The sequence below is a fragment of the Psychrobacter sp. PSi21 genome, assembly GCF_054960615.1.
In genome coordinates this window covers 51796-66308 of the sequence record NZ_JBHNYR010000011.1, presented here as the reverse complement: position 1 = coordinate 66308, position 14513 = coordinate 51796, and the positions used below count along the sequence as shown (strand labels likewise).

At 48.0% G+C, this 14513-nt stretch carries 15 protein-coding genes; 10 read left to right on the top strand and 5 right to left on the bottom strand.

The features are described 5' to 3' along the window. Positions 1-490 precede the first annotated feature (490 nt). From ACFI32_RS09145 to ACFI32_RS09120, 6 genes are all read left to right on the top strand, one after another. Positions 491-934 carry an acyl-CoA thioesterase family protein gene (locus ACFI32_RS09145; protein ID WP_462626236.1) on the top strand — a complete coding sequence of 148 codons (444 nt, stop codon included), beginning with the start codon at positions 491-493 and terminating at the stop codon, positions 932-934. Positions 935-1028: 94 nt separating this feature from the next. Then, entirely contained in the window at positions 1029-1880 is an 852-nt protein-coding gene (hisIE, locus tag ACFI32_RS09140; RefSeq protein ID WP_462626235.1) for a bifunctional phosphoribosyl-AMP cyclohydrolase/phosphoribosyl-ATP diphosphatase HisIE, read from the top strand. Between the two features lie 268 nt (positions 1881-2148). Beyond that, positions 2149-2421 carry a Sec-independent protein translocase subunit TatA gene (gene tatA, locus ACFI32_RS09135; protein ID WP_462626234.1) on the top strand — a complete coding sequence of 91 codons (273 nt, stop codon included), beginning with the start codon at positions 2149-2151 and terminating at the stop codon, positions 2419-2421. Between the two features lie 147 nt (positions 2422-2568). Continuing rightward, entirely contained in the window at positions 2569-3249 is a 681-nt protein-coding gene (gene tatB, locus ACFI32_RS09130; RefSeq protein WP_462626233.1) for a Sec-independent protein translocase protein TatB, read from the top strand. Further along, positions 3246-4073: a twin-arginine translocase subunit TatC gene (tatC, locus tag ACFI32_RS09125; RefSeq protein ID WP_462626232.1), complete on the top strand. Its 828-nt coding sequence runs from the start codon at positions 3246-3248 to the stop codon at positions 4071-4073. The genes tatB and tatC overlap by 4 nt, the downstream gene beginning before the upstream one ends. A 191-nt stretch (positions 4074-4264) precedes the next feature. Then, on the top strand, positions 4265-5761 hold the full coding sequence (locus tag ACFI32_RS09120; RefSeq protein WP_462626231.1) for a UvrD-helicase domain-containing protein: 1497 nt from the start codon (positions 4265-4267) through the stop codon (positions 5759-5761). Between the two features lie 64 nt (positions 5762-5825). Here ACFI32_RS09120 and ACFI32_RS09115 read toward each other — a convergent pair whose 3' ends face one another. After that, entirely contained in the window at positions 5826-6557 is a 732-nt protein-coding gene (locus tag ACFI32_RS09115) for a DUF1963 domain-containing protein (RefSeq protein ID WP_462626230.1), read from the bottom strand. Between the two features lie 227 nt (positions 6558-6784). On the opposite strand from ACFI32_RS09115, the gene ACFI32_RS09110 reads away from it, so the two are divergent. Continuing rightward, the gene (locus ACFI32_RS09110) at positions 6785-7798 is read left to right on the top strand and encodes a tRNA dihydrouridine synthase (RefSeq protein WP_462626229.1); all 1014 of its coding nucleotides are present in this window, start codon (positions 6785-6787) and stop codon (positions 7796-7798) included. Positions 7799-7814: 16 nt separating this feature from the next. Here ACFI32_RS09110 and ACFI32_RS09105 read toward each other — a convergent pair whose 3' ends face one another. Then, positions 7815-8240 carry an MAPEG family protein gene (locus tag ACFI32_RS09105; RefSeq protein WP_462626228.1) on the bottom strand — a complete coding sequence of 142 codons (426 nt, stop codon included), beginning with the start codon at positions 8238-8240 and terminating at the stop codon, positions 7815-7817. Positions 8241-8254: 14 nt separating this feature from the next. After that, positions 8255-8668 (bottom strand): OsmC family protein, encoded by a 414-nt coding sequence (locus ACFI32_RS09100; protein ID WP_462626227.1) that lies wholly within the window; start codon positions 8666-8668, stop codon positions 8255-8257. Positions 8669-9078: 410 nt separating this feature from the next. Between ACFI32_RS09100 and ACFI32_RS09095 the strand changes: the two genes are divergently transcribed. Beyond that, entirely contained in the window at positions 9079-9597 is a 519-nt protein-coding gene (locus ACFI32_RS09095) for an RNA pyrophosphohydrolase (RefSeq protein ID WP_462626226.1), read from the top strand. An 87-nt stretch (positions 9598-9684) separates the two neighbouring features. Here ACFI32_RS09095 and ACFI32_RS09090 read toward each other — a convergent pair whose 3' ends face one another. Both ACFI32_RS09090 and ACFI32_RS09085 read right to left on the bottom strand, forming a co-directional pair. Beyond that, the gene (locus ACFI32_RS09090) at positions 9685-10530 is read right to left on the bottom strand and encodes an NRDE family protein (protein WP_462626225.1); all 846 of its coding nucleotides are present in this window, start codon (positions 10528-10530) and stop codon (positions 9685-9687) included. 69 nt (positions 10531-10599) lie between these two features. Next, positions 10600-12255: a DUF4139 domain-containing protein gene (locus ACFI32_RS09085; RefSeq protein WP_462626224.1), complete on the bottom strand. Its 1656-nt coding sequence runs from the start codon at positions 12253-12255 to the stop codon at positions 10600-10602. 381 nt (positions 12256-12636) lie between these two features. On the opposite strand from ACFI32_RS09085, the gene lgt reads away from it, so the two are divergent. Then, positions 12637-13521 (top strand): prolipoprotein diacylglyceryl transferase, encoded by an 885-nt coding sequence (gene lgt, locus ACFI32_RS09080; protein ID WP_462626223.1) that lies wholly within the window; start codon positions 12637-12639, stop codon positions 13519-13521. 84 nt (positions 13522-13605) lie between these two features. Then, positions 13606-14478, top strand: coding sequence for a thymidylate synthase (locus ACFI32_RS09075; RefSeq protein WP_462626222.1), 873 nt, complete (start codon positions 13606-13608; stop codon positions 14476-14478). The last annotated feature ends 35 nt before the right edge of the window (positions 14479-14513 follow it).

The window sequence follows — 14513 nt, the reverse complement described above, 5'->3', positions numbered from 1 at the left end:
CTCTTTGTCTTTGTTGCCGTACTACCACAAATAATGTGGATCGTAGCCAGACAGATAAAGTAATAACCTGTTCGTCAAAGGGTTGTGAGGTGACTCAATAACCGTTTGCCTTGAGGTGGGAGGCGCTATTTTAGCAGAAAGGAGGAAAGGTTGCCAAGCAAAGTTTTTATTGTTGCCAAGCAAAGTTTTTATTGATGCTAAATGAGCAGCCTAACGTCAGAGATAAAAAGAAAGAAAATAAGCAAGCAGTTGTCCGCACTGCATCATGTATTCAGTAATAGCGGGGTGGTCTTAATAATCTAACCGCCTATCCCTAAAATGATTGAAAGTGACTTCAAGCTATGTTTAATTGATATTAAGCTAAGATATATGATTGGCTTTGGCTTGGATTGATGCGTAGCATCTATAGGGCCATCTGCTGCGTGTTGGCACTTTTATTACTATTTATATTCATTATCGCGATCACTATATTTCATTGTAGGAGAGGACATTGACACACCAACAACTGGATTTTGATATACGGGTGTTTGTCTTTGAGACGGTCATGCGGGTGCGCAATACGGAGATCGGCGGCACTCACTACCTGACACTTGAGGCGCTAACAGCACTGCTCTCAGAGGCGCGCTCACGTTTTTTGTACTCAAGAGGCATTCAAGAAATCAATGCTGAGTATCAGGGTTTGATGATTAATAACTTGCAGGTATCGATTGTTAGCCGTGTACGGGCACGTGAAGAGTTGCTTTTTGAGGTGGGTATTGAGCAGTTGTATGAGGACAGTGGGGAGATGGCCATCCAAGTCACCCGCATGTACGACAATTCAATCGTCGCCAAAGCAAGGCTGTCTTTTATCAACTATGATTATCGCTCAAACAAAGCCACTGCGATGAACCATTTGTTAAAAGAAGCGTTGCAGCCACAACCGTTTGAGCTCTAACGCTGTCCTGTGCTATCTTTGTGTGCCCACCCATTCATAAGTGGCCTCATACCACTTGTTGGTTTACCTTCCTTTATAAGATGGCACACAGACTATGACCGTACCTGCTTGGCTTGAGACGATAACCTTTAATGCCGATGGCCTGATTCCTGCAATTGCGCAAGACGAACAGTCAGGGCGCATTTTGATGATGGCATGGATGAATGCCGAAGCGCTACAATTGACTGCCGATACCAAAACGGCGGTTTATTTTTCGCGCTCACGCAATCAGCTGTGGCATAAGGGCGAGACCTCAGGCCATACCCAGCAGGTTCACGACATTCGCTTAGACTGTGATGCCGATGTCATTGTGCTGCGTGTGACCCAAATCGGCGGTATCGCTTGCCACACAGGGCGCGAGTCGTGCTTTTATCAGCGTTTGGACTTATCAGGTACTGAACCTGTGTGGCAAACGGTTGATGCGGTTATCAAAGATCCAAGCGAGATTTATCATAACAAAGCAGATCATAGCAGCGATGAAAACACCGTCGATGCGACTGTGGCCGCGCATGATGAACGAGAAACCAGCAGTGCTGGCGCCTCTATTTTGCAGCAACTGGATCAGGTACTCAGCGCGCGCAAAGCAGCCGATGCCGACAGCTCTTATGTGGCCAGCCTTTATGCGCGCGGCCTCAATAAAATATTAGAAAAAGTCGGCGAAGAAAGCGTCGAGAGTATCATTGCTGCCAAAGACTTGGCGCAGTGTGATGCAAGTAACGACGCAGTGGCCTTTGATGCAGCGCGTCATGAGCTGATTTATGAGGTGGCTGACGTTTGGTTTCATACCTTGGTCGGATTAGCATGGTTCGATATCGGCTCCGATGAGGTACTTGCAGAGCTGGCCCGCCGTTTTGGGCTATCAGGTATTGATGAAAAAGCAGCGCGCACCTCAACCGCTGACAAATAATACTTTCTTTATCTCCTACCCTGTTTTGTCCCACTCCCTGACTCAACCTTCTGACCATTCGCTGCTGGACTCACTTTTGGTGAGTACAGTAGCCGTTGTTTTAGCCTTTTGCGCCTGAGCCGCGTTATAATATGCCCAGTAGCACTCACCCTAAGTCATTGTTTTACTGCAAGACATCAAACCTTCACATTCGACAGTTATGATGCGGCAGACAAACAAAAGGTGCTAAAATAGACATTGGTCTCACCAAGACATAAGGATACCCACTATGGGCAGTTTTTCCATTACGCATTGGCTAATTTTACTGGTAGTGGTGGTGGTCGTGTTTGGCACGTCCAAGCTCAAAAACGCTGGTAAAGATCTGGGCGGCGCGGTCAAAGGCTTTAAAGACGCGGTCAAAGATGAACAAACCGAGCACACCAACAAGCATCGCGTGCTCGATCATGACGCTAGCGTGAACCGTGCAGACAATACGACCAATAAGGGTACGCCAGTCGACGATACCGACGTCCATACCACTGACGATAAACACAAGGTATAAGGGCATTACAGATTATCAGCGCAAGATGGTGGCATACGCGCCGATCTTTCGTCTGCTTAACCTGCCCGCCACACCTTGTATCGCCATCCTCAAGCATGACACTTCACTATGCTTGTCTACCTCATTTGATCGCTATGTTTGACTATTATGTTTGATATTGGCTTCTCCGAGCTTCTCTTGTTTGGCGTCATCGCCTTGATTGTTCTGGGTCCAGAAAAGCTGCCACAGGCGGCACGTACCGCTGGGCAATGGTATGCCAAGCTGCGCCGCACAGTCACCACCTTGCAGTCTGAGATCGAAGCCGAGCTGGACTTGGCAGAAACGCGCAAGCAAATGCAAGACGAGTTGGCAAAAATTCGCCAAACCGAGGCAGATATGCAGCGTGAAATTGCGGCCATGCGCGGTAATATGCAAGCCTATGAACAAGCGCAGAATGCCACAATGAAAGGCGGTGATACGCCATCTGAGCCTTCTCATTCAGCAGGTACAGATGAAACACATCAATCTGATGCGTCGCCGACAGCACCGCACACGCCAGATTATGCTTATGGTCAGGCAGCGCAGCAAGCTGGCAGTCGTGATGAGCAGACACCAGTGGATGATACCAGTACTCGTGAGGCCACCGTTATTCAGCCGATATTGACCAAACCTTGGGAAAATATGTGGTTTCGACTGGGTGACTACGACCGAGCACGCCGCTTACCGCCGCCGCCTAGAGTGCCCAATTATCAGGCAGACACGCTGCTATATATCAATAACCCAACCGCCACACCTCAGCACAGTGCGCCCCAGCCCTCCTCCTCCCACACCTCAGAGGTCGAGTCATGAGTTTATTCAAACGACAAAAAAGTCGCCAAGAAAAAATCGCTGCCGCTGAGCCAAGCGAAGCCACCGAGGATGTACTTGATACACTGGCGGATATGCCCATTACCGAGCACTTGATTGAGCTGCGCACGCATTTGGTCAAAATCTGTGTGGTGGTGCTGGTGGTATTTTTGCTGTTGGTTGGCTTTGCCCGTGATTTATATGATTTGTTGTCTGATCCATTAGTGGCGCAGCTGCCTGCCAATGCCACCATGATCGCCACTGACATCACCTCCAACTTTATGGCACCCATTCGCTTAACGCTGTTTGTCGCAGCATTTGTCTCAATGCCATTTATTTTGTATCAGATCTGGTCTTTTGTGGCACCAGGGCTGTATAAAAAAGAGAAAAAGGTCGCCATACCTGTGTTGGTATCGTCCATCTTTTTGTTTTATACAGGGGTCGCGTTTTCTTATTTTATCGTGCTCAAAGGCGTACTGAAGTTTTTTATCATGTTCGCACCGCAAAACGTCATTCCCATGACCGATATTGACAGCTATCTGAGCTTTGCCATGAAATTGTTTATGGTCTTTGGCTTAACCTTTGAGATTCCTGTGGTCACCTTGCTGTTGATATTGGTCGGTATTGTCTCCATTGACAGTCTCAAGGACAAACGGCGCTATATCATCGTTGGCTGTTTTGCTATCGCTGCAGTGGTGACGCCGCCTGATGGCGTGTCTATGCTGATGCTAGCGATTCCGATGTGGCTACTGTTTGAGCTGGGCTTGCTGCTTGCAGGTGTATTGATCAAAGAGACACCCGATACAGCCCCTGCACGATCTGAATGATGCACGCACTGGTTCAGCCGAACACTTAAAGACGCCTGCGCACGCTGTTTAATATTGGCGTATAATCCGCATTGCCAATCACGCTTCTGTTATTGTTTCTACCGCTTTGTCCCTATTGCTCCTCAACCAGCCATTGTTTATGCAGTGGCTTTTTTGTCTCAGCCCCTTTTTTGTTGTTTAGGTAGCCCTTTATGTCTGCATCAATGCCCGCTTATATGAGCCACCCTACTGATGAGCAGCTCGCCGCGCTCAATATGGCGATGGACCACAAGTCGTTTAAGGTAGTGGCGTATGCGGGTGCAGGTAAAACCACGACGCTCAAATTGATCGGCGAGCGACTGCGCGGACGCGGATTGTATTTGGCGTTTAACAAAGCGATTGCTAACGATGCGCGTTCAAAGTTTCCGCCGCACGTGGATTGCCGTACCTTTCATTCATTAGCCTATCGTCACGTCGCGCGTGATATCACCGCCAAACTGTCACTGCCGCGCTTCTCTCCTAAGCGTCTGGGCGATGATTTGGGATTGCAGCCTGTACAAGTACGGCGGCAGATGGAAGGAGTCAATAAATACGTCACCCTGACGCCCGCTCGCCTAGCACGCTTTGTCAGCGATGCGATTGGTAATTTTTGTAGTACGCATGCCAGCTATCCCGCGCCGCGCCATTTACTGTTCCCCAGTTGGCTCGATGCGTCAGACGCGGAGCAACTACGCGAGATGCTCTACCCTGCTGTGGAGCAGCGCTGGCTACAGTCAATTGATGCGCGTCATCCTGCGGGCATTGGGCATGATATTTATCTCAAGCTGTGGGCGCTGTCCAAGCCGAGTATCCCTGCGGATTTTATCTTATTTGATGAAGCACAAGATGCTGATCCGTTGATGATGGGTATCTTGACCCAGCAGTCCAAACAGGTCATCTATGTGGGCGACGCGCATCAGCAGATTTACGAATGGCGCGGTGCGGTGAATGCGATGAAAAAACTACCGCTACCACAAACCTTATTGACACAGTCTTTTCGCTTTGGTGAACCGATTGCGGAGGTAGCCAATACCTTGCTAAAAGCCCTACAAGAAGACGTACCGCTAAAGGGCAATCCGAACAAACAGTCCTCTACCGACAAAGGCATGATGCACAGTAAAAAAGACGCCATTCTCTGCCGTACCAATGCCGCGGCGATGTCGCAATTACTCACAGGACTTAAGCACGGACACCGCGTGGCACTACAAGCCGATACCGACCGTATGCTCAAATTCTGTCAGGCAGCTGAGAACTTAAAAAATGGTAAATCGGCTTACGGGGTGCCTGAGCTGGCTTATTTCTACAATTGGAGTGATGTGCAAGAGTACGCTGAAACCAATGAAGGCAGTGATCTCAAGACACTGGTCAAACTGGTCGATGATCACGGGACTAATGTACTCAGCCAAGCGGTCAATAGTCTCACCAGTATCGACAATGCGGACTATGTCATCTCGACCGCGCATAAAGCCAAAGGGCTTGAATGGGGCAAAGTGCAACTAGATGATGACTTTTACTACGATGTGACCACCAATGCAGTCAAGATAAGCCCTGAAGAGCTGCGTTTGCTTTATGTTGCTTGCACGCGCGCACAGAGCAACTTAGATATACATAATATTCAAGACTTGATATCGGGGTTACAGACGGGGAAAAAGGTTATTTTTGGGTCTTAACTGTGACGCGTATTAGGATAAATTTTTACTCAAAACTCAATCGCAAATACGCATATATATATTTTTAACAGCATGCCCAAGCAATAGCCATCTGATCATGATGCGTTTTGCATTGAGTGATATGTGCGCAACCGCTATCGCCAAACATAAAGTCTAAATTATCCTCAGAGTCAATTTGAAAAATGTAATCCATGCGCGTACCGCACTTTAGGCAATCGGGATATTCTATACCTTGTACCCATAGAGGCCAGCCCAACAACTTATCATTGGCTAAGACTTCTAAATCGCTATCATAAATAAGCTCACCTTGTTCTTCTGTGAGAACAATGCCTAAATCCTCATGCTCTACACCACTAGGATAATCTTCTTTTACTGTCCAGCCTGTAATGGTTTTTTGTGGCAGTTCATTGCTTACTTTAGACTCAATACTTTCTGATGAAAGAGTTTCATCAAAACCTAGCACCCTGACCAAGGTACTTTTGGCAAAAGGGAAATAAGCCTCACACTCTATATCGCATTCTTCAACCTCATTTGTACAGTAAAATACCTGAAGATAACCATTCCCGAAAGGGTTATTGGCTTCTGCTGGTAACTCCTTCGAGTCCAGCTGAAGGAAAAGCTGCATCGGTTGCGAACAATGGCCACAACACGGCCACATTTCAGATGCTAACAACCGCGGTGTTCCAGAAAATTTTGAATGTTTGCTATTGTCATAGCCTACCTTAACTATCGGATACCAAGCCCATTTCTTGTAAGGTTCAAGTATTTTTTTAATATCATCTATGTTCTTATTCATAGTAGTCTCGTCTAGCCCTTTGGCTGTTTATTGCCTAGCATTATTTAGGTTAATAAATTTATCGTTTTACTTAATTTTTGTTTGTTTTTATAGTATAAAAACAAGGTGGTTATGATAATACCGCAGATGTAAATAATACCCTGTTAATACGTAGTAATTGACGCCACTTTACAAAATCAAATACAGATACGGTATTATACCTCTCTCTTATTTTACTTATAAAAGCCATGTCCTTTTCAAATAAATTCTTCGACCATCCCGTCCGCCTCCTCGCACCCATGGAAGGCCTGACCGATCCATTGATGCGCCAAATCTTAACGCAGATTGCCTCAGATTTGGGTCGTCCCTATGATTGGTCAGTGAGCGAGTTTATTCGTATCACCCAGCATGTCTTGCCCGCGCACGTCTTTTATAAATACGTGCCCGAGCTGCATCACGATGCCAAGACCGCCTCTGGCACGCCCATTCATGTGCAGCTGCTCGGCAGTGACGCGCAGCTGATGGCAGAAAATGCCGTTTATGCTTGCGAGCTTGGCGCGCCTGCGATTGATATCAACTTTGGTTGCCCTGCCAAGACGGTGAATAGCCATCGCGGCGGCTCAGTGCTGCTTGATGAGCCCGAAACCATGTATCAGATTATCAGCGCGGTACGTCAGGCTGTGCCCGCACATATCTCAGTATCAGCCAAGATTCGCTTGGGCTATACCGACACCTCGCGGATGGGTGATATTCGCGGCGCGATTGCTGCCAGCGGCGCGGACTGGCTGACCATTCACGCCCGCACCAAAACCCAAGGCTATAAGCCACCTGCTTATTGGGATAAAATCCAAAGCTTTAATGCGCTCAATATTCCTGTGATTGCCAATGGCGAGATATGGAGTGCAGCGCAAGCAAAGGATTGTATGACTCAGGCAGGCACTCAGCACTTAATGCTTGGGCGCGGTGCCGTCACGCGTCCTGATTTGGTCGCGCAGGTCGATAGCTACACTAAAAGCCCTGCGGATAGTTTAGAAGAGACAACAACTTTGCTATGGCAAGATTTAATTGAACATCAAATTGCATTTTTGCAGGGTGAAGCCAAGAACGATGTGGTCTTGGTCGGGCGTTATAAGCAGTGGCTGGGCATGCTCAGTAAGGGCTATATGGAGGCGCAGCAGTTGTGGGAGCAAGTCAAACGCGAAAAAAATAAGGCGGCCATCATAGCCGCCTTACAATCAGATATTGCTACCACTGAGGTTTAACTCACCAGTGTCGTGATCAGCTGCTGACGCGAATCGCCGAATAAAACAGCATGAGCGAGCACGCCATTGATAGCAGCCACAGTACTGAGCGAAAGGTAGCCAAATTGGCAACATAAGCGGCGCAGTAACCGATACGGATAATCACGTATAGCCACGCTATTTTATTGATACTGGTTTGCGGGACAAAAAACAGCATCGCAACCAATACCGCGACTAAAAACACTGGCAAGGTTTCATAGCTGTTTTTTTGCGCGGCATTGGCACGCGCCGCCATACCCGTGGTATTCTGCAAAAAATCACGCGGATGCGCATTGTCCGACAGACCAAAACCGCCTGCCACTTTTGCCAATATCGCCATGGCTAACGGCAGTAAGCTGGCAACCACCATTGCCCAAATGGCGGTGGCTGCAGTGTCATTTATGAGCCCAAACAGTGCATTCATAAGTCAAAAAATCCTTAAGCGGCGATGATTTTAAAATCATGGGTCACGTTAACGCCGCCCTGCACCAACATACGGCTGGCTGAGCAGTATTTTTCTGCCGACAGCTTGATCGCCTTTTCCACTTGCTTATCTTTGATGTCAGTACCGGTCACTATAAAATGCATGTGAATGTCTGTGTAGACTGCTGGTACGGTGTCCGCACGCTGAGCCGTCAGTTCACAGCGTACATCAGTCACGTCTTGACGCGACTTTTGCAAAATAGACACCACGTCATAGCTGGCACAGCCACCCAGACCCAATAAGATCAGCTCCATTGGGCTTGAGCCTTTTTCTTTATCTGCATCAATCTGCACTTCATGCCCTGATGGCGCGACGCCCAAAAAGGCTTTGTTATCCTGCCAAGTGACGCTTGCTTTTGATTCTGCCATGGGGGTTGTCCTTATTGTCGTAGAGTAATGAACCGCTCAAATGGGTTCGCATATTATAGCGCTAGTGTAACATAAGCCAAAATACGCGTTTATAGAGCGATTGTCATCGTTTCAGCAACCCCATCCGCTTGTATATCAGCCATACCACGCCTTTTTATCTCAAATAGCGCGAGACAGTACCTACAATACAACCACGCTGCATCAGACAAAATGTTGATTTTTATCATTTAAAGCCGTGAAACATTTTATAGCAAAATATTGTTACACATTTAGGTAGATTCTTGGTTTAATAACGGTAATAAAACTTATTTTTTGAGCATACAGATGCCAATCACCCAATAATAATTATGATTGTCGTGTTTTTATGCTAGGCGGATGAGTTATTTTTTCATATTTTTAAAGGTTTAATCATGATAGATGCAGACGGCTTTCGCGCCAATGTCGGCATCATCTTGGCAAATACACAAGGGCAAGTTCTGTGGGCAAAACGTGTTGGTCACAACGCTTGGCAGTTCCCTCAAGGCGGTATCGACCGCGGGGAGACGCCGATGGATGCGATGTATCGCGAACTTTGGGAAGAGGTCGGGTTATATCCGCGTCATGTCGATTTGTTGGCAGTGACCCAAGATTGGCTACGTTATCGCTTGCCAAAACGTTATGTTCGTCATGGACAACACCCTTTATGTATTGGGCAAAAACAAAAATGGTTTTTGCTGCGCTTAGATGAGTCGAACACTCAACATATCCGCTTTGATGCGGGTAAACCTGAATTTGATCACTGGCAGTGGGTCAGTTACTGGTATCCACTGGGTCAAGTGATACATTTTAAACGCGGGGTATATCGCCGCGCCTTGCAAGAGTTGGCACGTGAGCTACCACTCAAACCTGAGCTGATCCTCCCTGAACAAAACAATCACTTATCTCCCTAACCTGTCTTTTACAATGTCTGCCCTGTTATTTGAATTTATCAGATAAGAGGGCAGACATTTTTTATGAGCGCTGATACAAGCGAATGCTCAAACACCTTTGGTCTCACGGCCAATCAAACACGCGCGCACGCTACTATCGGTCTGGTTAATGCCATCATTGAATGGACGCTGCAACGTTAAAATGCTTTGGGTACGCGTGCCATAAGTAGGTTTGCCGGTGTCAGTATTGCCAAAAGTCACAGGCTCAATATAAATAGAGGATAGGGTTTGCTCAAGCGCAGTGCTCATACCCGTGTCTGGCAGCTGATCTGCTGGTGCTTTGGTATGATCTGACAATACATTAAATGCCGCCGCTTGCCAGTAGGCAGACGTACTGTCTTCGGCGATCAATGGCAGCACTTCTTGACGCAGCCGCGCACGCAAGCGCTCGGTCTTAAACCAGCTATCCTCTGGCTGACCGTTGGAAATCACATGCAATCCTGCAAAGAGCGGCGTGGGGGCATGACCGCGATTATTGACAATGACCGCTTGCGCCGCATCACCAATAATCAGGTTAAAACCTGCGTAATGACGCAGCTCAATCTGTCGTGCAAAGTCCATCGGGCTGAGCGCACTGGTCAAAAAATGGGTGACCAATTCACCGCGTGAGCGCTCATTAGCGCTCGCCTGCACACCATCACGAAAGTTAAGCACCGCCGCCCAGCGACCATTTTGCTGATAAATAGGGCTATCCTTATCTGCTGTATCTGGTTGCGGTTGCTGATAAATGCCCAACCATGTGCCGCCGCTTTGACGATCACGCCCTGCATAAACGGGCTGGTCAGACCATTGATGCAGCGGCTCCGTCGGACGCTGCAAAAACTCATCGCGATTGGATAAGAGCACTAATGGCAGCTCATCAAACAACTGCCAAGCAATGGCGACAATACACATAGTCTTCCTTTTATATTTATCATCTGATCATCGATACACCAAAATAAAAAATATCGTATAAAACCTAATTTATCGATTACCACTTAACATTTTATTGGCAGGATAACTGATTTGCGACGTTGAGCGTATCACCTGTGACTGATTACTGGGCAAGTTAAACTCCCACGCTACCATGCCTTGATTGTCATTCCAATTGCGCTCCGTAACAGGCGGCGTGTGCGTGACGGCAACTTTAAGACCATCATCACGGCTAATCGGCTCGCTACCCAATACTTGCAAACGTACCGCACGGTTATACTGGTTGGTAAATTGATAGGCTTGGGTCGTTGTTAAGGTTTGGGTGCGGTTGAGCACGCCTTTTTCACCTTGCTTGTCTTCATTAATCAGTTCTTTGACCATCATGCTCGGGGCACGACCAAAACCAATCCCTTGCTCTTTTAGCATCTGGTAATTGTAGCGCGATTGTCCGACATAGTTGTCATCACGGTACAGCTGTAAGGAGCCATCTACCCAATCTGGGGTCAGAAATGGTGCTGACGCATACCAATAGGCTGCTGTCTCGACGCTTGGGGTACTGCGTACCCACAACTTACTGCTGCCGGACTGCTGGCCTATGACGGTACGTACCCGCCTGCCATCACTAGGAATGGTCACCAGCTGCGGTAAGCGATATTCAATAATGCCGTTTTTATTTTGGCTACTGACGGTAAAGTTCGGTAGCGGTGCCATATTTGCTGATCTATAATCGTCGCTATAGCCCTCTCTGGCGGACACAACAACAGGTATGCTCTCTTCCATAGGGGGCACACTGACCACATTTTTATTCTCCTCATAGAGTGATAGGCGCGGCACATAAGGCAGTCGCCCTGTCGCACTTTGGTTAGGATTGGCCGTGCTGAGGGTCACAGGGACATTGGTCCAGTTTTCACCTGTTTGTTGGGCGATGATTGCAGAGGCGGTGATATTTAGCTGATCGCTGTTGGTGTTGAGGCGCGCCTGATAGGTGGGCTCCCAGCCGGCACCACTCACTTGATAATGCAGTTTGAGCGTACTTGGTGAGCGACTGGCAGTGCGTACACTCACTTGGGTCACGTTCTTAGCCAACGACGTTGCGCTACCTGCCATCAACTGATTCAGAGCGTCTTGGGCGCTTGCCTGCCGCCGCTCCATCTCAACAATACTTTGGTTAATACGTGTCGCCTGCGCTTCTATATCGCGTGCATTGCTGGCAATCGTACTCGCCGTGTTGACTTGCGTGGCTTTGGTCAAGTTTTGCAAGTAGGCTTTTGCGAGACGCGCCGCTTCTAGCTCTGCATTAATACTCGCCAAGGTTGCTTGCTGCGTTTGTACCTTGGCATCACCTTGATATTGACACTGGGCGGCTTGCTCTCCGGTTAACTCTTCAATACTGATTTCACCAATATTGACATTCCCCGCCACCTGTACGCTGAGACTGTCTTTATCCATCTGAGGCGAAAGACACGAAAATATCACGGTTTGCTCACCGCTACCAGTAATGGGCAGTGCTCGTGTGACGCTTGCTAGCCCTTGATAAACGGTCACTTGCTCGATACTGCTGGTCGCCGCTTGGGCGACGGGTAACCCTAATACCGCGCTGCCACCAAGTACAATCGGCAAAACCATAAAGCGCGCTCGTTTCGGGCGCGCCGATGATGTGTGTGCAGGAGTCGTTAAGTCAGACCACTGGGTTGGATGTGCGTTCATATCTCTGTCCTTAAATAAAATAGATTATGGCATCAGTGCCCTCTACTTTGAGATGGATACACGAGGTCATGATGGCTGATGATAGGTATTTTTATGGTGTTATTATCGATGTGATGACTGATCTAAAAACTATAGTTTACTATTATTACCTATCAATACCACCTTTATCGTGCCAAAAAGCGTTTCTACTATCACGCCCAGCACCGACACTGACGCCATTTTATTTGTCATCTCTTGTACTTACCGACATCAAGACAGCATCTAAGACAGCGACGTTCATTGACTCATGCCCAGTGAGTGGCGTGACAGCAATTATGTATGCCCAGTGAGCGAAATTTGCTATGATAGGCGGCACTTTATTATCACTATTATGACGCCTTTATGATGATTCATCCTCAGTATGATCCTGTTGCCTTAGCACTTGGGCCTGTCGAAGTCCATTGGTATGGATTGATGTATTTGCTGGCATTTGCTGCCGCTTACGGGTTGGCATGGTATCGCAGCACCAAGCGCGATGCGTGGTCTGCCGATATGGTCTCAGACTTGGTGTTTTATGGGGCGCTTGGGGTCATTCTTGGCGGCCGTGTTGGTTATGTGCTGTTTTATCAATTTGGTGCGCTGCTACAAAATCCTGCTTACTTATTTAAAGTGTGGGAAGGCGGGATGTCTTTTCATGGCGGCTTTATTGGCGTTGTTCTGGGCATGTGGTTTTTTGCACGTAAATACAAAAAAACCCCCTTTCAAGTGCTCGATTTTATCGCCCCTTGCGTGCCAACGGGCTTATTGTTCGGGCGCTTGGGCAACTATATCAACGGCGAGCTATGGGGCCGCGTCTCTGATGGTGGCTACAACTGGCTGACCTATTTCCCGCAAGCGGCGGGCTTTGATATGCAGCTGCTACAAAACAACCCTGAACTGCAAAGTTTGATGACCGAAGTCAATGGCCAGTATTTACTGCCGCGCCATCCGTCACAGTTGTACGAAGCCTTTGCTGAAGGGCTGTTGCTGTTTGTTGTACTGTGGTGGTTTTCCAGCAAGCCGCGCCCCCGTATGGCGGTGTCAGCACTATTCTTACTCGGTTATGGTTTGAGCCGCTTTATCATTGAGTTTTTCCGTCAGCCTGACGCGGATCAAGGCTTTATCTTGTTTGGCTGGATGACCAAAGGCCAGATATTAACCGCGCCGATGATCATCCTTGGCATCATCATGCTGGTATATGCCTATAAACGCGGTATTTATGACTGGGGCAAGCAATCAGCATATTAAGGCTGCCGTTTAGTCGCAGCGAGTGATCATTTTTAGTAGATATCAAGATTATAGAAACAAGTTATACAAACAACGAGCAGTGTTATGAGTCATAGTTACCCAACGTCAAACAACGAACAAGCCTATTTGGATTTGCTACAACACGTGCTCAGTCACGGCAGCGAAAAAGGCGACCGTACTGGTACAGGCACGCTAAGCCATTTTGGCGCGCAGCTGCGTTTTGACTTAGCGGAAGGTTTTCCGCTACTGACCACCAAAAAGGTACATTTTAAGTCCATCGTTTATGAACTGCTTTGGTTTTTGAGCGGCAGCACCCATGTGGACTATTTGCAGAAAAATGGGGTACGGATTTGGAACGAATGGGCGACCGCCGCGCAAACGGCACGTTTTGATCGTGCTGAAGGTGATTTGGGCCCCATCTATGGTCATCAGTGGCGCAACTATGGCGCAAGTCAAGATGATGATGGCCGCTATCTTGAAGATGGGGTCGATCAGATCAGTGAAGTGGTCGCACAAATCAAGACCAATCCCAACTCGCGCCGCCTGATCGTGTCAGGTTGGAATCCACGCGAGGCCAATCAAGTGGCACTACCGCCTTGCCACACGCTATTTCAATTTTTTGTAGCAGATGGCAAGCTCTCTTGCCAGCTCTATCAGCGCTCAGCTGATTTATTCTTGGGCGTGCCATTTAATATCGCCAGCTACGCGCTGCTGACCCATATGGTGGCGCAGGTGTGTGACCTTGAGGTGGGCGAATTTGTGTGGACGGGCGGCGATTGCCACATTTATCAAAACCACCGCGAGCAGGTTGAGCTGCAACTCGTCCGAACCCCGCTTGCGCTGCCCAGTTTGTCACTCAATCCTGACGTGCACGATATTTTTGCCTTTACCTATGATGATATTGTGGTCAATAATTATGAGTCACATGCTGCCATCAAGGCTCAAGTAGCGGTATAGCTGCTACACATTAAAAAATTAATAAATAAGGATAT